The organism is Phyllobacterium chamaecytisi (assembly GCF_020164455.1).
Taxonomy (GTDB): domain Bacteria; phylum Pseudomonadota; class Alphaproteobacteria; order Rhizobiales; family Rhizobiaceae; genus Phyllobacterium; species Phyllobacterium chamaecytisi.
Genome location: NZ_JAIQWW010000001.1, coordinates 504083 through 526131, shown reverse-complemented (window position 1 = coordinate 526131; position 22049 = coordinate 504083). Strand labels below are relative to the sequence as shown.

At 55.0% G+C, this 22049-nt stretch carries 31 protein-coding genes and 2 tRNA genes; 8 read left to right on the top strand and 25 right to left on the bottom strand.

Going from position 1 to position 22049, the window contains the following annotated elements; genetic code table 11:
• Positions 1-197: 197 nt before the first annotated feature.
• A complete protein-coding gene (locus LB462_RS02740) occupies positions 198-437 on the top strand; it encodes a hypothetical protein (protein ID WP_224505853.1) in 240 nt (79 codons plus the stop codon).
• Positions 438-574: 137 nt separating this feature from the next.
• Positions 575-784 (top strand): hypothetical protein, encoded by a 210-nt coding sequence (locus tag LB462_RS02735; protein WP_224505852.1) that lies wholly within the window; start codon positions 575-577, stop codon positions 782-784.
• Positions 785-1752: 968 nt separating this feature from the next.
• On the opposite strand, the gene LB462_RS02730 is transcribed toward LB462_RS02735, so the two are convergent.
• The 4 genes from LB462_RS02730 to LB462_RS02715 all read right to left on the bottom strand — a co-directional run bounded on the left by LB462_RS02730 (position 1753) and on the right by LB462_RS02715 (position 3392).
• Complete coding sequence (locus LB462_RS02730; RefSeq protein ID WP_224505851.1) at positions 1753-2622, bottom strand: LysR family transcriptional regulator; 870 nt, start codon at positions 2620-2622, stop codon at positions 1753-1755.
• A gap of 181 nt (positions 2623-2803) precedes the next feature.
• Positions 2804-2880: transfer RNA gene (locus tag LB462_RS02725), tRNA-Arg, on the bottom strand.
• Between the two features lie 53 nt (positions 2881-2933).
• Complete coding sequence (locus LB462_RS02720; RefSeq protein WP_112527958.1) at positions 2934-3239, bottom strand: ETC complex I subunit; 306 nt, start codon at positions 3237-3239, stop codon at positions 2934-2936.
• Positions 3240-3315: 76 nt separating this feature from the next.
• Positions 3316-3392 (bottom strand) — tRNA-Pro (locus LB462_RS02715).
• 183 nt (positions 3393-3575) lie between these two features.
• On the opposite strand from LB462_RS02715, the gene LB462_RS02710 reads away from it, so the two are divergent.
• Genes LB462_RS02710 through LB462_RS02695 form a run of 4 tightly spaced genes read left to right on the top strand, consistent with a single transcriptional unit; the run spans position 3576 to position 4965 of the window.
• On the top strand, positions 3576-3896 hold the full coding sequence (locus LB462_RS02710) for a hypothetical protein (protein ID WP_224505850.1): 321 nt from the start codon (positions 3576-3578) through the stop codon (positions 3894-3896).
• Positions 3897-3954: 58 nt separating this feature from the next.
• On the top strand, positions 3955-4284 hold the full coding sequence (locus tag LB462_RS02705; RefSeq protein WP_224505849.1) for a DUF982 domain-containing protein: 330 nt from the start codon (positions 3955-3957) through the stop codon (positions 4282-4284).
• Between the two features lie 57 nt (positions 4285-4341).
• Entirely contained in the window at positions 4342-4638 is a 297-nt protein-coding gene (locus tag LB462_RS02700; protein WP_224505848.1) for a type II toxin-antitoxin system RelE/ParE family toxin, read from the top strand.
• A 6-nt stretch (positions 4639-4644) separates the two neighbouring features.
• Complete coding sequence (locus tag LB462_RS02695) at positions 4645-4965, top strand: addiction module antidote protein (RefSeq protein WP_224505847.1); 321 nt, start codon at positions 4645-4647, stop codon at positions 4963-4965.
• Between the two features lie 79 nt (positions 4966-5044).
• On the opposite strand, the gene LB462_RS02690 is transcribed toward LB462_RS02695, so the two are convergent.
• From LB462_RS02690 to LB462_RS02665, 5 genes are all read right to left on the bottom strand, one after another.
• On the bottom strand, positions 5045-5248 hold the full coding sequence (locus LB462_RS02690; RefSeq protein WP_224505846.1) for a hypothetical protein: 204 nt from the start codon (positions 5246-5248) through the stop codon (positions 5045-5047).
• A gap of 391 nt (positions 5249-5639) precedes the next feature.
• Entirely contained in the window at positions 5640-6005 is a 366-nt protein-coding gene (locus LB462_RS02685) for a DUF1515 family protein (protein ID WP_224505845.1), read from the bottom strand.
• A 210-nt stretch (positions 6006-6215) separates the two neighbouring features.
• Positions 6216-6668 carry a hypothetical protein gene (locus LB462_RS02675; RefSeq protein WP_224505843.1) on the bottom strand — a complete coding sequence of 151 codons (453 nt, stop codon included), beginning with the start codon at positions 6666-6668 and terminating at the stop codon, positions 6216-6218.
• Positions 6665-7144 carry a lysozyme gene (locus tag LB462_RS02670; protein ID WP_224505842.1) on the bottom strand — a complete coding sequence of 160 codons (480 nt, stop codon included), beginning with the start codon at positions 7142-7144 and terminating at the stop codon, positions 6665-6667. Before LB462_RS02670 ends, LB462_RS02675 begins: the two co-directional genes overlap by 4 nt.
• Complete coding sequence (locus LB462_RS02665) at positions 7134-7355, bottom strand: DUF7940 domain-containing protein (RefSeq protein ID WP_224505841.1); 222 nt, start codon at positions 7353-7355, stop codon at positions 7134-7136. The genes LB462_RS02670 and LB462_RS02665 overlap by 11 nt, the downstream gene beginning before the upstream one ends.
• Positions 7356-7488: 133 nt before the next feature.
• On the opposite strand from LB462_RS02665, the gene LB462_RS02660 reads away from it, so the two are divergent.
• Positions 7489-9018, top strand: a complete 1530-nt coding sequence (locus tag LB462_RS02660; protein ID WP_224505840.1) for a hypothetical protein — start codon at positions 7489-7491, stop codon at positions 9016-9018.
• 11 nt (positions 9019-9029) lie between these two features.
• Here LB462_RS02660 and LB462_RS02655 read toward each other — a convergent pair whose 3' ends face one another.
• Genes LB462_RS02655 through LB462_RS02595 form a run of 13 tightly spaced genes read right to left on the bottom strand, consistent with a single transcriptional unit; the run spans position 9030 to position 20443 of the window.
• Entirely contained in the window at positions 9030-9422 is a 393-nt protein-coding gene (locus tag LB462_RS02655; RefSeq protein ID WP_224505839.1) for a hypothetical protein, read from the bottom strand.
• Positions 9419-11332, bottom strand: coding sequence for a hypothetical protein (locus LB462_RS02650; RefSeq protein WP_224505838.1), 1914 nt, complete (start codon positions 11330-11332; stop codon positions 9419-9421). Before LB462_RS02650 ends, LB462_RS02655 begins: the two co-directional genes overlap by 4 nt.
• Positions 11332-11565 carry a hypothetical protein gene (locus tag LB462_RS02645; RefSeq protein ID WP_224505837.1) on the bottom strand — a complete coding sequence of 78 codons (234 nt, stop codon included), beginning with the start codon at positions 11563-11565 and terminating at the stop codon, positions 11332-11334. The genes LB462_RS02650 and LB462_RS02645 overlap by 1 nt, the downstream gene beginning before the upstream one ends.
• A gap of 54 nt (positions 11566-11619) precedes the next feature.
• Positions 11620-11919 (bottom strand): hypothetical protein, encoded by a 300-nt coding sequence (locus LB462_RS02640; protein WP_224505836.1) that lies wholly within the window; start codon positions 11917-11919, stop codon positions 11620-11622.
• Positions 11916-12395: a hypothetical protein gene (locus LB462_RS02635; RefSeq protein ID WP_224505835.1), complete on the bottom strand. Its 480-nt coding sequence runs from the start codon at positions 12393-12395 to the stop codon at positions 11916-11918. The genes LB462_RS02640 and LB462_RS02635 overlap by 4 nt, the downstream gene beginning before the upstream one ends.
• Before the next feature lie 10 nt (positions 12396-12405).
• A complete protein-coding gene (locus tag LB462_RS02630) occupies positions 12406-12858 on the bottom strand; it encodes a hypothetical protein (RefSeq protein WP_224505834.1) in 453 nt (150 codons plus the stop codon).
• Between the two features lie 7 nt (positions 12859-12865).
• Entirely contained in the window at positions 12866-13267 is a 402-nt protein-coding gene (locus LB462_RS02625; protein ID WP_224505833.1) for a hypothetical protein, read from the bottom strand.
• A complete protein-coding gene (locus LB462_RS02620; protein WP_224505832.1) occupies positions 13268-13663 on the bottom strand; it encodes a hypothetical protein in 396 nt (131 codons plus the stop codon).
• Positions 13664-16249 carry a phage tail protein gene (locus tag LB462_RS02615; protein ID WP_224505831.1) on the bottom strand — a complete coding sequence of 862 codons (2586 nt, stop codon included), beginning with the start codon at positions 16247-16249 and terminating at the stop codon, positions 13664-13666. It lies immediately after the preceding gene.
• 6 nt (positions 16250-16255) lie between these two features.
• Positions 16256-16651 (bottom strand): DUF6950 family protein, encoded by a 396-nt coding sequence (locus tag LB462_RS02610; RefSeq protein ID WP_224505830.1) that lies wholly within the window; start codon positions 16649-16651, stop codon positions 16256-16258.
• A 2-nt stretch (positions 16652-16653) separates the two neighbouring features.
• Positions 16654-17250, bottom strand: coding sequence for a DUF2163 domain-containing protein (locus LB462_RS02605; RefSeq protein WP_224505829.1), 597 nt, complete (start codon positions 17248-17250; stop codon positions 16654-16656).
• A complete protein-coding gene (locus tag LB462_RS02600) occupies positions 17247-17900 on the bottom strand; it encodes a hypothetical protein (RefSeq protein ID WP_370637053.1) in 654 nt (217 codons plus the stop codon). The genes LB462_RS02605 and LB462_RS02600 overlap by 4 nt, the downstream gene beginning before the upstream one ends.
• A complete protein-coding gene (locus LB462_RS02595) occupies positions 17900-20443 on the bottom strand; it encodes a phage tail length tape measure family protein (protein ID WP_224505827.1) in 2544 nt (847 codons plus the stop codon). The genes LB462_RS02600 and LB462_RS02595 overlap by 1 nt, the downstream gene beginning before the upstream one ends.
• Before the next feature lie 58 nt (positions 20444-20501).
• On the opposite strand from LB462_RS02595, the gene LB462_RS02590 reads away from it, so the two are divergent.
• The gene (locus tag LB462_RS02590) at positions 20502-20807 is read left to right on the top strand and encodes a hypothetical protein (RefSeq protein WP_224505826.1); all 306 of its coding nucleotides are present in this window, start codon (positions 20502-20504) and stop codon (positions 20805-20807) included.
• Here LB462_RS02590 and LB462_RS02585 read toward each other — a convergent pair.
• Genes LB462_RS02585 through LB462_RS02575 form a run of 3 tightly spaced genes read right to left on the bottom strand, consistent with a single transcriptional unit; the run spans position 20804 to position 22031 of the window.
• Positions 20804-21073, bottom strand: coding sequence for a phage tail assembly chaperone (locus LB462_RS02585; RefSeq protein ID WP_444358157.1), 270 nt, complete (start codon positions 21071-21073; stop codon positions 20804-20806). The genes LB462_RS02590 and LB462_RS02585 overlap by 4 nt on opposite strands.
• 50 nt (positions 21074-21123) lie before the next feature.
• Positions 21124-21528, bottom strand: coding sequence for a hypothetical protein (locus LB462_RS02580; protein WP_224505824.1), 405 nt, complete (start codon positions 21526-21528; stop codon positions 21124-21126).
• 11 nt (positions 21529-21539) lie between these two features.
• Positions 21540-22031 carry a hypothetical protein gene (locus LB462_RS02575; RefSeq protein ID WP_224505823.1) on the bottom strand — a complete coding sequence of 164 codons (492 nt, stop codon included), beginning with the start codon at positions 22029-22031 and terminating at the stop codon, positions 21540-21542.
• Positions 22032-22049: the final 18 nt, after the last annotated feature.

The window sequence follows — 22049 nt, the reverse complement described above, 5'->3', positions numbered from 1 at the left end:
GGATGAAGGTTACCGCATGGAGCCCGACGCAGCAACGTCACCAGCGCTGCTGATGTAATTGTCTACCGGCAGACATACTATTGACGCCGGCTCAAGCGAGTTTTTTAATGTGTCCGTCGAGGGGTCTGTCAACGGCACACCAGCGATTGAGAGACGCACAAGTGCTCCCGCCATTGATGGTGAGAGGAGGAGCCATCATGTCCCTGCATCTCTTTGAAAAACTCACCTATGACGAAGACGATTGGTGCATTTTGGAGGACGCTCACATCAGGGCTTGCGACCTTCTCGGCGAGCCGCCGGTGTCATACAAAAATGCGGATCGCTTGGCACGCCACATCATGAAACTGTTCGATGCGGGCGTGCGCGACTTTGAGATTATTGCGACGATTGCGGCCCATCACGAAATCGTCCTGGATCGCAAAGCCACATATCATTGATTGCAGCCTAAAACTCTTTTTATAGCTCTCGGTCAGCAGGATCGTCATTCCAACTGATTAGCCGGTGGTGAATTGCTTGGGACTATCCTCAGGAGTAGAATCCTCGCCCAATAATAAGAAAAAGACCGGGTGGGGCCATGAGAAGAGCTCGAAACTATTATGATTTTGAAGAAAGACGCACGCGGTCATTCCTGGTAAAGGTCTGCGACTATGGCGTGGCCATAATGTTGTTGATCGGCGTCGGCTACTCGACTTACCTGGATATTGAAGCCCGCTTCAAGCCCAGCGCTCATGAGCAGTTGGCGGCACAGGGCGTCGAAACCAGCACCAAGTCGGCGATCAAATAACTTCATCTTGTTCAATTATCTCTCTGGCTAGTAGCCGGGCGCTAATCACTCCAAGGGGCTAGTGATCTCTCCGCCAGACCCAGCTTGACACGTATTGTCTGCGGGCGGACAATTCATCGTCGGGTCACAGATCCGCAGGTGAGGTTCGGTCGTATGTGGCACACTTCGAGGGCCGAGCCTCACTGGCCCCGAGACCGTCCGCTACAGTAACAAATCACATCGCTTTTCCTGTAGAACCGATCCCTGAATGATGTGTTGTGTAGGGGAGTCGACCGCCAAGTCGACAGAGGACCCGGCGTCCATCATCCGAGCCCAAGGAGGGCGCCGGGCCTCACCAGCCCCCGATCAGCGTCAGACCTTAGAATGTGCAAAACCGGACCTTAGTCTGATCACTCGTAGGCATTTGGTCCATATTGCCACTGCCATTTTGAGAGTATTTTAGGAGCGCCGGCACCTCCCCCGGGCCGGCAAGGCCTGCTAAAGGATACCGCTTCTTTTTCACAGCAGACCAAACCGACGCTCGATCCTCCGGTTATTTGCGTTCCGGAGGGTCGGGCTTTGTTCAGTTGCAAATCAACGGCCTGACGTAATCCAGTCCAAGCGCAATGGCCGAACGGCGGATATAGTCGAAGGTCACTTATCCTTCAGGTCTTTGGTCATAATCAAATTTGTCGAGCCCCGGATTAATTGTTATCTTTTGGAAATCATTACATAATTCGCTTGTGCCATCCACCCTAAGTGGCATGAGGCTCGGCGTTGAAGTGTGCGACCAGAATGTACTCCGCCGAGCCTCTTTTTTAAGCATCGCAGCGGGTGAAATGTCGGCCGAGGCATGGCCGTTCTGCATCAGTCCGGAAGAGACCTTGTCACCCCCAATCATTGGTGCGGTCTGATGCAGAAATTAAGACTCAACTGATGGATTATTGCTGAGTGAGCTTGGCGTTGGATCGTCGTGAGACAACGTCTGGCTACAGGGGTGCAGCTTCCACCAGCTGCCTTTCGATGAAGTCGACAAAGGCCCGGGCCTTGGCGCTTGCCTGCCGCCCGGTTGGAAATACTGCCCACAGGTCAAGCAGGGGCAATGACCAATCCTGAAGCACAGGCCGTACCCGTCCGGATTCGAGCTCCGGCGAGAACATCCACTCGGATGCGATGGCGAGCCCAAGTCCGGAAAGCACGGCTTCCCGGATGCCCTCTGCCGCGTTGACGCGGACACGGCCGCCCACTGTAACGGATGCCTGCCTGCCGTTTTGCTGGAACGTCCAGGCTGCCCCGCCCCCGCGCTGGTCGTAGACGATCGTCTGATGCCCGGCGAGATCTGCCGGTATAAGCGGCTCGCCTGCTGCTTCTAAATAAGACGGCGCGCCAAGAACCAATCTTTTGCACTGGGCCAGTTTCCTGGCGGTCAGGCTCGAATCCGTGAGTTGTCCCATACGCAAGGCTATGTCTATGCCACCCTCGATCAGATCGGTGTTCCGATCGTCGAGGATAATGTCGACGTCGAGGGACGGATACTCGGCCAGGAAAGCGCCAAGGCGCGGCACCACATGCAGCCGCGCAAAGGTCACGGCCGCACAGATGCGGATGCGGCCCGACAAATTAGCGCCCGCGCCGCGGGCCGCCATATCGGCTTCGTCCGCCGCCGCGATAGAGCGCCTCGCGTGTTCATAGAAGCTCCGTCCGGCTTCTGTCGGCGTCAGACCGTGAGTCGAGCGCAGGAGCAGGCGAACACCCAGCCGGTCTTCAAGCTGGATGCTGGAAGCAGCATTCTTGTGTTCATACAGGCGATCTGCTGTATGACGGAACTGAAGGCGCTTGCCTCGCGCCGCCCGCCACATCACGGGCCGCGTGAACGTGCCAACATGCCACGGAAGTGGAGTAGCTGCATAAGATAGCCGGAGGCTGACAAAGCTAAGCTCGCAAGAGGCGCAGCCGAACGCATAGCGAACACGATAACGTCGCACCCTACAAATGAGTGCGTCGCACCTAGTAATGAAATCAATTAGTTAAGTAGGGTAGTGGCGATCCCGACTGGATTCGAACCAGTGACCGTCGGCTTAGAAGGCCGGTGCTCTATCCAGCTGAGCTACGGGACCAATATGAGTTCCCGTGGAGAGCGATCTTCCCGGGAAAAATCGAAAACGCTATTTTAGTGCGTCCAGGGCTGCTTGCGGTCGAAGCGGAAGTTTTCCGAATAAGACACGATACGCCGGCGTGTTTCCTTGGGCTCCAGCACGACATAGTCAATGGCATTTTTCTGCGCATAAGCGATCGCCTCTTCCTTCGTCTCGAAAGTCAGGCGGATCTGGCTCTTCATGTCGCGCGATGAGGTATAGCCCATCAGCGGTTCAATCTTGCGCGGCTGCTCCGGCTCGAACTCAAGCGTCCAGGTATCGGTCTTTGCCTTGCCGGATTGCATTGCGGTCTTTGCCGGGCGGAAGATGCGTGCTGCCATTGAAGAGATTCCTTTGTCTGCAATCCCGATATATTACAGGCTTCAATTCAGTTCCAGCAGCATTTGCTTGGGAAAGTGGTCGGAGCGGCAGGATTCGAACCTGCGACCCTCTGGTCCCAAACCAGATGCGCTACCAGGCTGCGCTACGCTCCGTCCTTTGTTAGACGTTGGTTTCACTATTGTTTTCGCTCTGCAAACGCAAGGGCCTAAATCAACAAAAAGAACAAATATGGAAAATTAGGCATCCGGTGGGACCCTTCGCCACCAAAAGTCCCACCATTTGTCCCACCGGATGTTCTCTAGACGTTCCGGATTGGCTGTGATTATCATTCCCCAATGAACATTACATGGAAAAAGACCGTCATCGGCGGAGAGACTGCACCCGGCGACTTTGTTGCCGAGGCTGAAGGCGTGACCATTGGCCGGGTGAAGAAGATCGACGGTGGACCGCAGAAGGGAAAATGGGAATGGTCGTTCCTGCTTGGCCATAGCGATTTCCGGCACGGCGATACGGATGGTATCGAGGACCACAAGCAGCAGGCAGCCGACAAGATCAAGGCAGCCTACGCGCGCTATCTTGAATATCCCGCTGACAAAGGCGGCGGACTTGGATTGAGGCCCGAGCCAAACGCCTATGTCAAAGCAAAGGGCGGATAATGAAATTTGATTATCCGGACGCGCGGAACTGAGTAGCAAAGAGAGTCGTTAGCCTGCGATGGAATATGAAACCTATAGAGCGTTCTCGCCCGTCACCGTTATGAGCCGCAGACCCGGTCAGATGATCAACATCGGCACCGCATACGATGCTGCAAAGTTCCTGTTGGAAGAGTGGCCACCGGAGCGCGGAGGTCCTCTCGTGCTTGTCGCTATGCAGGCCCTTCACGATTGCCTTGCGGGCCAGCTTGCTCCAGCGATCGCGCGGGTGGCGTTTATCGAAGCGGCGCGACAGGCGAATATCTATGTTCCGCCGGCAGAGATAGATCCGGTTACGGCTGGAAGGCCCTCCCCGAGATGGCGCAAGAGCAAGCCGCGCCGCAAAGCGTGATCGAGTAATCCAAATTCACACCTTGTAAAGCTGTAGCCTATAAGATACGTATGACACATGCCTGAGGTAAGACAATCCGATGTTTACTCTACATGGTTCTCAAAACTCAAAGACCAAAACGCTCAATCGAGGATACTCGTTCGGCTGCGTCGGCTGGAGTTAGGGAACCAGGGAGACGTTAGAGCCGTTGGGGAAGGCGTTAGCGAGATCAGAGTGAACTACGGACCTGGCTATCGGGTATATTATATTAACCGGGGGAATACAGTTATCATCCTGCTATGCGGCGGCGATAAATCCACACAAGACGACGACATAAAAACCGCAAAGCAGATGGCATCTGAAATCAAGGAGTGACTGAAAATGGCTGTAGTAATCAACAAATGGGATGTCACCGAACATCTCGAAAGCGAAGAGGCCATCTTCTCCTATATGAACGCTGCTTTTGAAGATGGTGATCCATCCCTCATCGCGGCCGCTATTGGCGACGTTGCCAGAGCTAGAGGCATGACTAAAATCGCGAGAGAGGCCGGACTTTCACGTGAGAGCCTTTATCGTGCGCTAGGCGTTGGTGGCAATCCTGAATTCGCAACCGTACTTAAAGTTCTTCATGTTCTTGGCATCCAGCTAAAAGCGGAGCCTTCCCACGGGGAAAACGACTCCCATTTGGAAGAGTGCGCCTAAGCGCTTTTGAATCCCTAAACGCAAAAAAGCCCGCCAACCGGAGAACCGGCGGCGGGCCTATATCATCTGCCGATGTCCACTACTCGCTGGATGCATCCTCTGACGCTAATGCATCCTTTGCCAGATCTTTGAGCTCTTTGAGAGAGGCTTGCACGATGCAAATCCCTTCGTCGAGCGCAGCGCTCTGTTCTCGATCCTCTATCGACTGTACTGCCATAGAGACCAGGCTCAATTGAGTTCGAACGAGGTTGATCTTGTCGATGATCTCTACTTGGATATTCATGCTCCGTGGCATCCTTTCCTTTGCTTAAGCGGAAAGTCATCACCACCAAACCTTCGTCCGTCAATTGTAGAATTCACCCTAGGCAAGCCCAAGCGAGGGTCATAGTAATGTGAACTTTTTGCACATTACTGAGGCGGTGACCTATCGCAAAGCGATCACCTCCGGAAGCCCGTAGTTGCTGGCGTTTTGGCCTGTTTTAGGCGGTGATGAGAGGCATTGGGCATCACCCCAAAAACGCAAAAAAAGCGCCGTACCATCCCGAAGGACAGCACGGCGCGAAATTGAATGTCAAAATAAGGGTGTAAGGCTTCCTATAGTCGAGACAAGCTTTCTACTCGGGCAGTGATGAAACAAGCCCCTTTCCCGGCAGCCCTGACCGGCAGGGCGATTGCTATTTGTGCAGAAAGCGAGCGAGCCATTCGAATGAATTGGCAAGGCTGACCCCAAGCGCAGCGCCACCGATACCCACGACGCCAAGAGCGCCAATCCCCATCAACTTCCACTTTTTTACGTCATCGGTGACAGCCTTGGCGTCACCAACGTCATCCTTGATGATCGCGATGTCGGTTTTGATGTCGCCAACCTCGGAAATAAGATCATCCATGCGGCGATGCACTTGCGCGCGCTTTTCGTCCGCTTCCCGGTTCTCAGCGCCCGCCCGTCGCTCTGACGCATCAATATCGCGGCGAAGGCTGGTTACCTGTTCGGAAAGTGTTCCTATGGCCCTGTAGATGTCATTGAGACTTGTCGCGGCCATTATCGAGTCTTTCCTGTTGCGTGGTCATAAAACCCCGCACAGCGTCCTACGCGGGCGTTTGCTCTGTCTGTCGCGCCACGCTCGCGCTTCCATCCTGACATCGCCTCGCCACCCACTACAACCGGAGCATGAGGCTCCATGACACGACAGTCCGGCGGCAAATCTGGAAGATTGAGCCCGGCTTGCAATTCCCCTTGCGTCGTAGCGGCTTTATCGAGCCGATCCTGAAGGGTTGAGCAGGAAGCTCCGGTCAGCATCAGTAACATGACAGGTACGGCCAGCAGCCGATAACTTCTTTTCATAATCAGCAATCTCCTGTTCATGCTGTTCGTTCTCCAGAGCGTCGAGTGTTTGGCGATTCAATAATTGGACCTGGTACGCGTCGATGACGATTTGAGCGGCGGCGCGATCCTTCTCCATCTTCGCCGCTTTGGCTTCTGCAGTTTTCTTTTCGGCTTCGAGTACATACCCCGATCGAGCGGCATCAGCCGCTTTCGCACGTTCCGTCGGAACACGTCCGGCGATCAGTTCGCGTGCGACCGGGATATGATCGATATAAGGAATGTCACGAAGGACCGGCACGCCCTCGTAATAGCCGAGCATGAAGAGGAATATGCAGAGCGGAATGCCGAGCGCGCGAAGGATCGCAATGAGGATGTTCATTTCAGACCTTCGAGGCACATTGCCTTTTCATCGGTTCGGCGGAGCACCAAACCGCGCACGTTTTTCTTTGCGCCCGCATTGACGTAGAGCATCAGCGCATTGCATGCGCCGCGAAGATCCCCGAGGTTCGCCAGGCGCGCCATGCTCGACCGGCAGAACGCCCCTACCCCGATGTTGTAGGTTCCGGAGAGAAAGGCGAGATACGATTTGTCCGGGATCGCATCGGGATTTTTCAGACACTTCCGCATTCCGGTTTCATGGTCGACAAGGCTATCGACCAGCATCGAATCGCACTGGCCTTTGGTGAACTTCATGCCTTTGTGCATGCCTTTGGTTTCGCCATAGCACCCGGTCCAGACACCGATGATGTCCGGATAGGTGACCAGCTTGAGCCCTTCCTTGCCGCCGACATACCCGACAGCAACCACGCCAAGGGCAGTCACGCCAACGAGCGCGTTCCGTATTCTACTTGCCATCTGAGATTTCCTTCTGAACGATGAGGCGGGCAACGACCGCGCCTCCGAGGGTGAGCGAGGACAAAACGTTGAAAACACCTTCTGGAATTGGTAGAACGACGCCGAGGTAAGGCATCAGTGATCCGAGCGCCTCCAGTAGGCCGGCGAGCAGGATCAAGCGCACTGACCACGCTTTGCGCAGCACAGATCGCCAGTCGTCTATGAGACGCATGGTCATTTCCTTGTTTGTAGGATGGGTGCGATATGGACATGAATCTCGTCATCAATTACTGCTGGCGTCGAGAATTCATTGGGGTGAGGCGAATGTCGCTGATCGATGTACTTCTAAGAAATAGTTGAGCGGCATGAAATATTGGGAGAGAGACGAGGCGCGATTATTCGTTTTCGCGGTAGTTCTATGTTTGATTGCACGCGGGTCATCACTTTACACCGCAACATTCAACGTCGATGATCTTTGGTTCTGGCCGGGAAAATTCGATTTCCAAACACTCGGAAATACTGCTCTTAGAGAGGGCAGGTTCTTTGGTCCGGTGATAGTTGAGGTCCTGACGGCACTCGGAATCAATGTTGCTCGAACTTTCACGCTCTCCGCCGTTGCGCTTCTACTATGTCAGTCTATTGGCGCGTTAATGGTCTGTCGGCTGTGGAAGGTGAACGATGACTGGCGTATTTCCGCAGTTGTTGTCGCAGTGTTGGTGCTCCATCCGTATCAAGCCGACATTTCGACGTGGAAAATTGCGCAGTTTCCTGGTGGCGTACCGTTCGTAATGACGTTTTGGGCGCTACTCGTTTGCAGCAGAAGCGCGGCATGGTTTGCGCTTTCAGCAGCAGTGATCGTACTTGCGTTAGCGATACACCAAATCCCTTTGGAGATGGCGGCATGCGTGCTCGCGTTTGAGCCTATCGTAACAATCTTGAGGAACCGGTTTGACCTACGCGAATGGGTGATGCGAGGTCTCGCTCTTGGCGTTGCTACTGCCTTGTACGTGGTGGCCGCAAAGTTTGCGATCTCTTACACCACACATCTGGAGTCTCTCGGCAGAGAATCGATCATCTTGCTTTCTGATCCGGGACTTGTTTTTTCTCGTGCGCGGGAACTACTTTCTGTGGTTTCGCTTCAAGATCCGCTAACCGGATGGTTGACCAGAGTTCTGTTTATCGGTTTGGCGATCTTTGGCGTTTTCGGGATTGCAAGGAGAACTGAGTTTAGTGTGCGTGATAGAGTGCTGCTGGTCATTCTTCTTGCCGTCTCCGTTGCAGCGGCCTTTGTGTTCGCAATCTCACTCACTATCGTGCCTTTGTCGTGGATGCCTGCGTTCAGAAACTTGCTATCAGTAGAAGTTATTTGGGCTGGCATTGCCGCAGTTTCTGTTTCTCTTGCCACCGGAGTGTACAGGAGGATAGCAGTTTCAGCCGTCGCTTTGATACTCTTGGGATTTATTGGATCTAACAATGAAGTTCTCAGCGATCAACAGCGCGTCAACCGGCGCGACCTGTTGATGATGAACCGGATAGCCCAAGATATCGGGCATCTTGATAACCAAGATAAAATCCGAAAAATCGCATTCATAGGAACGACAGTTTCAAGCCTCGCCAACATCCATACTGGCGCGGATTTTTCCACCGGATGGCATACGTACGGCACGACACTTTCGATCTTCGCTGTTTGGTGGCCAGGCTATCTTGCGCAGTTATATAATGAAGTTACTGGCCTAACAGTCTTCGTAGCCACCCGAGAACAACAAGCATGGGCTGAGGTGTCGTGCGACGGGCATAGGTGGCCAGATCAAGGATCGGTGTTCGGCAAAGACGATTTAGCTGTTGTCTGCCTTGGAGTTCCTGCGAAAGTTGTCCCTGGCCCATTCGACAGATAAAGTGCGCAGAATCAAAGCAACGACGCCTGGGCAAAGAAGCCATCAACCTGCTCGACCGTGAAACCGAGGCCGGTGAACCCGTGCTGAAGCATTTCATCCGAGCGGCGGAACGTCGCTGACTTGTTGAATGCGATCTGCACGAGCGCATCCTGTTGCGCTATCCATTCTTCGACCTGCTCTGATATGCCAGCAATTGCTAACTGCAGGAAGAACTGTCGACTGGATACGACATCAGGAATGACCGGTTCGGGCGCAATGTATGGATCGACTGCGCCACCACTAGCAATATATTCCGGCCACGGTGAGACATCGCTTTGGGCGGGAATGAAATATTCAACGCCCTGCTCGTCAACAGCCTTGATCTTGTCGACACCGACATATTGTGCGCTGACAAATTTCATCATGGTCTCGCATTGAACATTAGAGTTTGAAACGATCTTGCGGTTTGACTCACGTTGCATACATCGGGATTCGCAACTTGCACGGAAAAACCAGCGCCACCCCCTGATATTGTAGGAGACAGCCTGAACTGTACTGGATATGCCCATGATTGAAACAACGCGCCCGTCTCGACTACCACTTGATGACGCTGAAAATAACGCTGGCAATCGCGCAAATCATCGCCGAAATCAGGTGCTTTCCATTCTGGTGCGATGCCTGTGCTGTACGGGTCAGCATTGAGCGCTACGTCGAATAGATCGAATGTGTTCCCGAGTGTAGCGGCACCATTTGTATTTGCTACCGTCCCACGAATGTCACCCGCTTGCCACGCGCCATCGGTGCCGTGAAATGTCGGCCCTAGGCCAAAGAAAAATCCAATAAACATTCCAAGCGCAGAAGACGACACCCATGTTCCCGTCACGTCGCCGGGGATTGGTATGCTGTAATAAGTATCCACGTTTGCGACTGTTACAGCGAAGGTCTTCACGTAAGATCGGTTCAGCGCGGCATTCCGAATGCAAATAGAATAAGTGCCGATCGGCGCTTTAAGGCCAAAACTCAAGAGCACCGGAATCGCTCCCGCCGAACCAAAGCCGAGGCTTGATATCCTAAGCCCCTCTACGGTCTGAACGATACCAAAAAACTCTGTTCCTGTGAGCGAGGCATCAGCGGTCGTGATGATTTGTCGAATACGATTTGCCGATTTCTTGGGGGTTACAGATGCAATTTGTTGAAAAGAAACAACAGGACCAACGAATCCTTGCAGCCACTGATCGACGGCGTAATAACCGCTGGTACTGCCAAGCGTGTTGCCATTTTCTTGGCTAACTTGCATTGCGCCATTTGACAATATGTTTCGATCTGTGGCAGCGACGCCAATTACTTTGCCGGTCGCATCGGCAAACACAGCGGGACGCCCAGCACCACTTGACGCAGGCCCGCTCACATCGCCGGCACCGCGCGCTGCAAGCAACTGCCATTGAGTGTTGACCGTCGTCGGAAGTGCGGGAGGAGTGTTCCCTGTCGTGGATATAAGAGCGATCCAAGACGAGTTGTTATAGAGAACCACATCATCTTTGACGTAGGCCGTCGCGCCGGAATAAGCGCCCTTGAACACGAAGCCATTGCCAGCAGCGGACAGCAGGAACCATTGAGTGTTCGATGTTGTTGGAAGTGTCGGAGGCGCATTGCCCGTCGTGTTGACGCGAGCAATCCACGATGAGCCGTTTTGCAGGACAACATCACCTACAACATAAGAAGTCGCTCCGCTGTATGCGCCCTTCGATTGGAAGGTGCCGTTAGCACCAGTCAGGAACGCAGGATCAGACCAGTCAGCAAGCGACGAAGAGAGCTTGAAGTAGATAGCCGATCGCCCGTCGCCAACATCAGCAACGAGTACGGAAAAGCCCTCCGCCTGCCCGTCAAAGGCAGCGCGGTCTGCTATCGTCTCAACCTTCTCGTCAGTCTGCACACCGTTGGTGAGGTCGGTCTTGCTAATCAGCACAAGTGCGCCGGCACCCGTGAAGACGGGAATCATATCGAGCTCGCCAGCAAGAGCGGCGAATGCTTGCAAATTGCCGTTGCCGAGCAAATCAATCAGAGCGCGGGTAGCAGCTGACAGTCGCGACCCGTCTGGCTGATAACGCAGACGGTAAGGAGCTGCAGCAAGGGTCGTTCCGGTCCATGGTTCGGCCAAAACAATATGCGTTGCGTCAGTTACCGAAGCGACGACGGCGTCAAGGTTTTGCACCTTGAACGTGTCGCCTGGCTGGATGTCCGCAGCGAGCCAATTAGCACCGCCCGCACCAACAAGCGCCGTGGCACCTGCAGTTAGGGAGACCGTGCCAGCCTGATAGTCTGGTTTGATAGCCATTATGCAGTCTCCTCGGGAGCCTTGGGCGCAAGTTCAGCCTCCAGCGCAGCGCGAATGCTAAGGATCTCCGCACGCAGGGTTTCGTTCTCTGACGTGACTTTGAACACCTCTTGAGCAAGAAGCATGACGCGGTTCTCGTAGAACACCTTGATAGCGGCATACTCGCCCAACGCGGCTTGCGGGTGCACGTTGATCGTCTTCGGTTCGGACTGTTGTGCTGGCTGATCGGACATAGGTTCTCCTCACCGCCGAGGCGGGTGATAACGATTGGGATGTGATGGGTTAAGCTAGATCGAGGCTATGATGGCGTCGATTTCGGCTGCCGTGGTGGCTGCGTCGATGCGTGCTTGTAGTGCTTGGCGTTCGGATTCGATGGTGGCTAGACGATCAATCATCGTTCGATAGTTCTTCTCTATCTCAAGTGCCTCGTCCTCGCCACCAAAGCGGGATGAATCCATGCCCTTTACGATGTACAGCGCGAACTTCGGACCCATCGCAGCGTTAATCCGCGGCACATAAACAGCATCGACAGCCGCCCTGCCGCGCAACCGTTCGGCCGCAATGTCTTTTTTGCCTTCAATCTTCATCGCGCCGTCACTTTCACTTGCCAGTCGACGAACGGGAAGCTCGCCTCGAAGACATAGATGCCAGGCTCGTCTGTCGTAAATTCCAACGTGCCGTCGTCAATAACAATCTCGGCGCCATCCAGCCGCAGCACGCTGCCTGTGGGAAGGCCGTCAATGACATAGGCGTCAATTCCATCAGCCTTTATCTCAACGTCACCAGAGGGCAACGTGGGGCGCAGTACTACGGCGCCGTCTACAACCATGTGGCGATCGTGGGAAACTTCTGGCTGTGTAAAGCCAGGACTTTCTTTCTTAACTTTGCCATCCTCGATTACGAGTTTTCCGTCCACATCGCGGACTGGAACAAACGGCAAAGGTACGCCAGGCAGATGCAGCGCACCCTCCATTGCCAATAAGTTGGCCAGCGTTTCTGCATCGCCAGGCTCACTGCAAATGTGATAGATGAAGCCGCGCCCATCGTGGTTGATGATCGTCATGCTGTCTCTCCTAAAATCCCAATCTGTAATCGAACACCAGATAATCGACGGCGTAATCGAACCCTGGAGACCCTGCGTTTTTAATTTCGAGAAAGATGCGATCGGTGTACACATCGACGTTGATTGCGACAAAGTTAAAGGCGAAATCGCCATAGCTGGTGCGTCCACCTCCAAAACCCCGTTGAGGCACCCAGTTACCCGGTCGCGATGCGCCCGTACCTTCGAACCATTGCGTCATAACGAACGGCACGACAGAGAACGTCTTACCGAACATGATCGTGCGGCTGTCGCTACTGCCGCCGCCACCACCGCCAACGCTGCTGGAAAAGGAACCGCGTATAAAGCGAGCAGGAGTTCCCCTGTCAGCGCTGAAAAGAAGGTTTACTTGCGAGGCCACAAGGACATCGACCCCCGGTCTGGACACGTCAAAGACACCAGGTGAAATATGTATGCGATTTACCATGAAGTCCTCAAAACGGCTTTGGCGTTCTCGTCACCATGTAATATCCGGTTGTATTGCCGGTCGGGTAGTTCACAGGGAACCTCGATTCGTTGTACGAACAGCTTCTGACCTGTGCTGAATTCGCGGACGTATAATTCAGATAGAGTTCGAATTGATCGCATCCCAAGAGTATCATCGGCGTGAAACCCAAAGGCGTCCAACTGATCGGGACGAACGCGCCACCGTCATCGGTTCCTGGGCCGCCTGCAGTCACCAAAAACGATCCAGACGAAACGATCTGCAATTGCTCCTGCTGCGACGACCACATCATCTGAAACTTGTTGGCGCTGAGTACATCAACGCCTGGCACTGAAACAAAGCCACCCAAACCGTGGGTTGGGTGATTACCGATAAGGATTCGATTGACCATTTATAGCGGCCCCCGAAGAATGACATACCCACCTAAGTATCCACCCCCACCGTGAAACTCAAAGAAGCGCAGGTAAGTCGTGGTGCATTCCGCCATCCAATTGAAGCTGTTAGGGCCTTGATTGAATGTCTGCCCCATCATGTAATTGTTGGCGTCTATGACACGGAAAACCACGCAAAACGGGACAGTCGGCAATGTCTCTCCGAAGGGTACGGTTACAGGCGAGGAGGTGACGTTTATAATCCCCGTCTTGTAGACAACAGCTGCATCCGGCCAACTGCTGTCAAATGCCAGCCGTTCTCGGTCTAGCGCGGCGGTGACATCGAAGCCAGGTTTTGACACCCGAAGTCGATAGTCACCGCTGCCAAAGTCGCCAATGAGCGTTCTGTTTGCCATTTAGGTGTTATCCGCAACCAGAATGCGCCGGTTGCTTAGATCGACCTGCATCTTGCTATCCGTAGATCGCAGCATTCCTGCTGTGATCGTGTTAACGCGAGTAGCGTTCATGGTGAGAATTCCCGATTGGAAGATGAACGGGAACTGCGCCGTCTCACCAGGGTTTGAGATAACGAGCCGGTCAGCGATGATGGTTACCGAAGACAGTCCGCCAGACTGTGAACTCAAAAAGAGCGCCGCCGTGTTGGTGCCGGATCCGGAAGTGGTCGAAGCTGAAAGACCGATCGTGGACAAAGCGCCTGCCTCAGTGGCAACAGTTTCAACGCGGAACAGTCCGTTGGCAGAGACGGCCCCGACCGATGAGGTCAGGTTTGTTATCGCTGTGGCTTGCGCTGTGACGACACCGTTCAGCGTGCTGACCGTGGTCGACAAACTATCAACAGCAGTGGCGGTAGCAATAACACCTGTGACCGGGTTGTTAACCGTGGCTTCGAGCGTCTCTACACGAATAACGGCGGCTTCAGTGGCGTTTGCAACGACCGTGATCTCTCTTGAGAAACGTGCAGAGACGTTGCCGACAACAGCTTTTAGCTCAACTTTGTCTTGAGACGACTGAGAGCCCGTAGCCGCGACAAGCGCGTTGATCCGTTCGATTTGCTCAGTCAACCATCTCGTTGTGCCGCCGCCCCATTCGAGGTGGTCGCCGATGGCTTGGTTAATTTCATCGACGATGCCGGGGTTGTAGATCGTTTCAAAGCCGGTCTCATTGAGCGTCGTCAGCCAAGGCGTGAACGTCTTGAACCTGTCCGGAACGGTTGTGATCGTTGCCCGCGCTTCGTAAAACGCGCCGGATTGGACATTCTTACCAGTGATGAATCCAGCCCTGCCCGGCTCAGTCGATCCGTGAAGGGCAGCCTCTGGCTGTGATGACTTGTCCTCAAACTCCTCGAATGTTCCAGCCTTGCGATAGAATACCCGAACTTCCGTGATGGTTGGATCATCCGGCGCAAGCCAGTCGAAGCGAAGGGCGGGCCTTTCAAACCCGGCGGACCCGGTTATTAATCCGACCTCAACCTTAAAATCCTGAATCGTGGAAAGGATGGATGGGTTGATCGGCGGCGACGGCGGAACAATGACCGGACCTGGCTCGATATCGCCATCCGAATAGATATCTGCTCCTGTTTCCGAGAGAACCAGCGTAAACCGGAACTGCTCATCACAACGCCATTCGGTGACCAGCCATGTCTTGCCCTGAAAGCTTACCCACTCTCCCTCCTGAACCTTAAGCCCGACACGACGACTAACAGGAACGGTCGCCTGACCGCCCTTGCGGTTTTGCCGATAGCGGATGTTCAGTAGGTACTGCGCGATGTCCGGGTCTGACACCTGCAGGAAATCGTTCGAAGTCTGCCGGCGGCGGCCGTCATCCTCAATGTCCTGATTGACAATGATGGGCTTGAGACTTTCGGCGCCCCATTGGCTCTCGATAGAGGTGAATTGCCCCGACATCATATTGTACATGTCGAAGGCGGATTTGCGCAGGCTCACATCTTGGGCGCGGTCAACGGGGATGTCCGCAGAGGTAATTTCAAGAACGGGTATTTGCGGAGCGCCGGGAATGACACCGGACAGGCCACGACGGTTTAGGCCATAGCCTGCCATCGCATCATCGAACTCTTTGAGGATCTCGGTGTGATCATCCTCACTCTCAACATACATTGCACTCTGGTATGTCGGCTTGCCGTTCTTGATGGTATCGCAGACATTCATGGCAGCGAAGTAGGAAGATAGATCGAGTTGACCGATCGACTTGCCTTCACCGATTAAGGTCCGTCCGGAAATCAAGCCTTTAAGGCCGATCTGATAATTCAGCCGCTGCAATGCAGGGTTACCGCTGTATTCCCAGGTTGCAGGGTTGTCCAGGCGATGAGCGCCCGAGCCACCGGCTATCGTGCTGTCCTTGCGAGGATCATAAAGACGAAGGCCGCGCAGCACGAAACTGAACTCAGGCGTGCCCTTTGCAAAACGTGAATCATACTCACGCTCGACAATGACGTAGCAAATCCCGGCGCAACGGCTCGTTGACTTCCATGTCCGGCCGGAACCGGCGGTATCGGCGACGAGCTTGGCGTCGACAGTCTGCCCCGGACGTCCATCATAAAATCGGATCGTGAGATTGTTGCCGAACCCTGTTGTTTCAAACCGGGCAGCTTCACCGCCGATTGTTGCGACCGGAACAAGTGTCTGCTGCTCGCCATAGAAAAACAGTGCTTCAAGGCCATCACACCAGCCGTTCGCAAGCAGGAAAACATCGGCATTGAACTTGTTGCCCTTGCCCCATTTGCCATAGAAAGCCCGATGGCCCTTGGTCATACCGGTGCCGAACATCGCGCCGACGGGAATATCGGCGCCGTACTGCACCTCACCCTGAACGGCTGAATATTTGCGCTTCTTGGGGCGATTAAGGTAGCTGACAGCTAGTCGCGCGCCGAATGCGAGACCCGCAGAGATGAGCGAAGCCGCAATCGTAGAGCCAGCGAAGAGCGCGCCCGCAATCGCAGTGCCGATGGCCGTGAAAATGGGCATGAATGATTATCCTGCGCGGAACGCTGCGATGCAGTCGCTTAACGGGTGATAGGACTTGCCGGCGTCAGTCTTGGTGACGAACCGGGTACCGAGACAGATGCCGACATGCTCATGCGGGCCAAGCTGAAGAATGACGATATCGCCGAGACGGGCCTGCGCGGGCGCACAAGGCTCTGCAATCGTTTCGAAGAACGTGACGAGCGATTTATGCCCGCGCTTGCGTAGCGCCTTCTGTGCGCCGAGGATCGTGCGATAATCCTTGGAATACTTCTTCCGCAGATCGGAACAGGACAGAGCATCAATCATGGCGATACCGAGAAAGAAGCAATCGGCGATGCCATACTCATATGGCTTTGCAAGCTCCGCGGTGAGCGTAGCCTCAACAATCTGAAATCGTGTCATGGTCAACCCGTCCGTTGGCCCCATTCGATGGGCTGACTTCCAACAACCGACGCAAATTCAAGACAGGTATCGGTCAGGAGATTATCAAACTGCTGTTCTTCCTGGGAGCGTTTGACCTGTGTCGAACCCCGAGCAGACCGGCCCGGCGGTTGCAGGTCTATCGAGAGTGTCAATGAACGCTCGCCACCTTCAGTGATCGCACCCTTGTTATAGCTCACCTTGTCGATTTCATAGATGCTGGACGCGAGAACGCCCAACACCTGGTCAGTCGCCGGATCACCGCAGAGATGGGCAATAATGACGGGAGAGTTGGGATAGTCATATTCCTCGATCTTCGCGATAGCATCATCAACATCAGTGGTCGGAACATTGGAAAACGTGATCGTTCGTGTCGTTACAGCGATGCCAAGCGCGCTGCTCATCTGGCCACCAGACAGAAACCGGTTCGGCAGATACACCAGACCGTTGTAGGTAAACGGTCGCCCTCCCCGATGATAGCCGACAGTCTTACCAGGAAGATCGAAGCGGATAAGATCGAGCCGCCGGATTTGACCGGATTCAACCGCAGCGTCAACGGCCGGATCAAGAACCACACTCATGAGAAGAACACCTCAGTTGCCGAAAAGCTTGGCGACCGGTTCGCCCATGACTTCGGACCTGACCAACTGCCGGGATCGATCTGCATTAGACACGACGGCTTTTCGAAATGGACTGTACAAGGCAGCGTGAAGTTCTGCAGGTCGAGGGCAAACTTGATGGACAGAGTTACAATGCCGCTTGAGTTAGCCGTTGCCGCCGTTTTGATGCGGTGCAGCGAACGGATCGAAGCAGACTTGCGGATCTCGACATAGTCACCCGGCGATAGCTGAAACCCGGCTGGTAAACCGTTGACGACGATTGTCAGTGCATCCGTTATCGACTGCAGCCCGCCATCACCGTTGAACGCGCCGCCGGCTGCCTTTGTGCCGGACAGCGGAGCGCCTGTATCCATCAAGACCGGACGCGGACGGAACACGTCATAAGCGGTAAACACCTCGCCATCATCTCCGGCCGACATCATGAAGGCGTCGAGTAGACCAAACTCCACATAGCTCATTCGGGCTGCGGTGTACTTCGCCACCCAATAGGGCGTACCGAAGCTTTGCGCCTCCGTACGGCGGCTTTCCATGCGATTGGTGTCGCGAGGCCGGATAGGATCGAAATCGCACTGTGTGAAGCCAACGGCGGGAAGTGGGACAACTGTGACCATCATTCCCCGCCGTTCTGCTTGAAGTTCTTCTGATCTTCGTTGTTCTGTTGAACCACTTGGACCGACACGTCCTGGCTCTCGGCTCGGATCGTGGTCCGGAACATCGGGCCCTCCTCAGTGATGACGCGAAGTGTCACCTCTTGTGGCTGGTTGGAATTAGCCGCGGCGCTACCCGTTCCGCCGGCTGAGACGCCCAACCGGCCGGAGCTGTCACGCTTGAGCGGCATGATAGCTTCAGGACCGGCTTCTCCCATCATTCCGGCGCCCTTTGCGAACTTGAACAAAGTCGGCGTGTTCACGATCGAGTTGCTGAAACCGCTGACGCCATCCGCGAAGGCGTCACCCTTGGCAAACAATCCTGCGCCAGGCGTGACCTTGAACGATGATCCACCGCCCATGCCAAAGAGAGAACCAAGCAGTCCCCCGCCACTGCCGCCTGATGCACCGCCGACTTGGAACATGGCGTCGAGAACCTCGTTCAGCAGCTTGTCAGTGATCTTGTCGAGGACTGACAATGCCGCGTCACCCAAGGATTCGAACACGGATTTTCCCTGCTCAATGCCCTGAATGAACGTGCTGGCGAAGTCACCGGCAAGTTCACGCGCTTCCTTCAACTGCTCATTGGTCCGGATCAGACCGGCTTCGTAAGAATCGAAGTCAACGGGCAATCCTGCGCCCTTGAGCGTGTTCGCAATGGTCTGGTCGGTCTGCGACCGGAACATCTGATCGCGTTCGAACTGAAGATCAGCCTGTAGCGTGGCCTTTGCAGTGGCCTCGGCAAGCTTCTGATAAGCAGCAACCTTGCTCTCGATCTCTGCCACCTGGGCGGGGCTGGCATGACGGCCTTTGTCTTCGGCCTTCTGCAACAACTCCAGCTTCAGCCGGTAAGCATCTGCTTCGACACCGGTTTTTCCGACCAGTTGAGCCTCAAGCTCCATTTGGCCGATACGGTCATCGACTGACTTGATGAGATCCCGGTAAGCATTGGCAGTGCGGGTCGCTTCGGATGCAGCCTTTGCTGCGTCTTTGTCCTTGGGAAGCGCCTGGCTCTCAAGGTTCGGCTTGTCGTCTGGCTTCGGAATATTCTTGAGACGCGTCTGCTCATCTAGACGTGCCAAGGCATCCTGATAGTTCAAGAACGCGCTGTCCTTATCTTCTCGGTTCGTCGCGCGATTGGATGCGATCGTGTATTGATCCAGAGCCTTTTGCTGGTCAGAAATGTCAGGCAAGCCGATGCCCGAGAGTTCGCGCATGGCTGCCGTGAACTGCGACAATCCTTCAAGCTGTGCCGCTGCCGTGCCGCCAATGGTGCTGAGAGTGGCTTTGACCTCTTTCAGCTTGCCATCTGCGGTAAAGGATTCGGTCCCTGCCTTCAGGATAGCGTCGGCAGTCTTCTGCAAGTTGGTTGGATCGGAGCGCCCGATCTCGGCAATTTGCTGCTGGAACGCTGCAAAGTCGGGATTGCCGGCCTTGATCTGATTGCGAAGCTCAAGGATAGGAGCGGCAAAGGCTTTGAACTCATCATCGACCTGAAGGCCGCGACGTGTGCCGGTTCCACCGCTGCCGAATACATCAAGCAGCGCCTTGTTGGCCTCATCAGCCAGCGTCTGAAACGTGGCGATGTTGGTTCGCGCGGATGCTTCAAGAACAGCGGCGCTTTCTGCGCTATATCGCTTAAGGGCATCAGTCGCACCGGGCCATTGTGCCTCTATCTTCTCGATCAGTTCGGCGTGACGCTTCAATGCATCTTCCATCGTGGGAGCATCGGACTTCCACGTCATGAAATATTGAATCAGTGCGGCACTGCCGGCTACGAGGCCGATCGTGAGCAGAGATACCGGATTGATGATGGACGTGAAAGCAGTCGCAAGGCCAGTAATCGCGCCACGCGCACCGCCCATCGTGTTCAGGACGGCTGCGAGCTGCGTTCCCTGCTGAAGCGCAATCGTGCCTATACCCTGCCCCATAGCCGCCGTGACGGCGATGTCCTGAAACTGCGCGCCGATATTGGCTGTCTGGAAAGCGCCAGTGCCACCAGGGCGAGCCGTTCCCATAGCGCTTTGGCGGCCTCGCAATGCGGCAATGCTGGCAAGGGCAGCGGTACGTTCCCGATCGAGCGCAGCCGTCATTTCGTTGACGGATATCGCACCAATGGCATGCGCCTGCCGGATTTCAGCCTGCACCGCTTTGTACTGTGTAATGGTCGTGAACAACGGATTGAACTTGCCGCGCAGCTTGTCCAGTTCCATGCCGTAAGCCGCGATATCAGCACCCCTGCCCAAGCCGCCGAAGTCTGTCCTGACGTTCAAAGCCTTGTTGATGCGACCTGCAAGGCTCTCGGCATCATTGGCAGCCTGCCGGAGCTGCTGAGAGATAGCACCCGCACCGGTCCCGACCTTAGCAAAGGCAACCGTGCTGGACGTGCCAAGCTTGGTTACGGCAGCATCTGCGCTTGCTGAACTGATGACAAGCTTGTCCAGGTCGACGGCGGCACGCGCGGCCGGGCCGCTATCAACGGCAATGCCTAGATTAGCAATCGTCATCTATTGATCCTTTGAAGGCCGCAAGCTATCGTCCGCCCGATTTTCACCGGGGGTTTGCATGAAACAGGTTCGGTATGCTGCTTTGGCGCTGCTGGTCGCAACGCTACCGGCGATGGGTCAGACCGTTGTGGATGATTCCGCAACCGGCATTGACGAGATATTGGTCATTCATGCCGTGAATGCTGTTTCTGATGCTTTCACCGACCCTGTTTCAACTCAGTTTCGGCGACTGGTCAAAAAGCCAGACGGTGCTCTTTGCGGTCAGGTGAACACGAAGAACACGCAAGGCGGGTATGTCGGTTTCAAACCGTTCAAGTTCATCCCCGACCGGCAGAAGGTCTATCTCGAAAACACCGGATGCTAGAACAGCGCGTCGAACAGGTCTGGCGTGACCGGCCGTGATGACAGGACGTCACTGCTATCGTCCTTCGGAGCGTTAAGCAGTTTCGTCTTCTCGATATCCATCGCATTGATTGCGCGAAGCTCCCATGGGTCGACCTCTTCCCCGGATAGCCGCTGCCAGGCATCAATTTCGAGATGACTGATCGGCAACCAGATGTAGCCATTATGGGAACGCTTCATGTCCAGAACACAGAACCAGTTCCAGACGTGTTGAGCGGCGGCCGGAATGTTTGGCCGCCGATCATTATGGTTATCGCGTAAAGCCCTACAGAGCGCCCTTACGAGCGCTTCATAAAACCCGCGCGCTTGCCTGCCTTCTTCTCGACCTGTTCACGGATGAACGGGAAACGGGCGAAGAGCCGCAATGCATTCTCTTCCGAGCAGGGAAGGTCGGCACCGTCGAGAACGATCGGCGTCCAGGATATGACAGAGCTTGCCAGTATCTTGAGCGTGTTCGTCTCGATGTCCTGTGCGGTAACAGGTGCCATGTCCTCGGCGGCGAGGCGCTCGTTGGTAAGCGCCTGAACCGCTTTCTTCTGCTTGGAACTGTCCGGACCGGCAATCTTGATCGAAATGCCGATTGGCTGACCGGACGGATCCTTGATCTCGATATCGATCCCGTTTTCCTGTGCCTCGTTAAGGCCATCGAACGCGGAAAGATCGTTGATCTTCTTGGCTGACATGCTTGGTCTCCTTACGTGGCCGACGCGGCGACGGGCACGATGTTCGAGTTGATTTCGAAGGTTGAATTCAGGCTCTGCACCGTATTGGCAGCGCCGCCTGCCTCCTGCGCACTCGTGACGAGAGCCATGAAGTAACGCATCGAGTTCTTCGGCGAAGCGCCGACGGCCGGCTTGTCGTTGAGCTCAACCTTGATCGGATAGTTCAGGTTGGTCTTTTCGGCCGCGATGAGCGCGATCTGACCGGGATCAGTAGCAGCCACGGCAAAGACGTTCTGCATCTGGCCAGCATTGCGCGTGCCCTTTTGCTTGACGTCTCGGGCCTCGCTGATGACCTGGGTCGTGATCAGCGCCGCAGCATCGCCGTATGCGCCCATCGATGTCCATTTCTTGACTTCGGTCCAGACGACCGAGGTGAAATCGGCGGCAACCATGTCACCGTCTTCGAGGTCCATCGCAGGGCCGATATAGATCTTGCATCCGGCGACCGGGTATAAAGTGGCCATAGCGGCCTCCTATGCTCT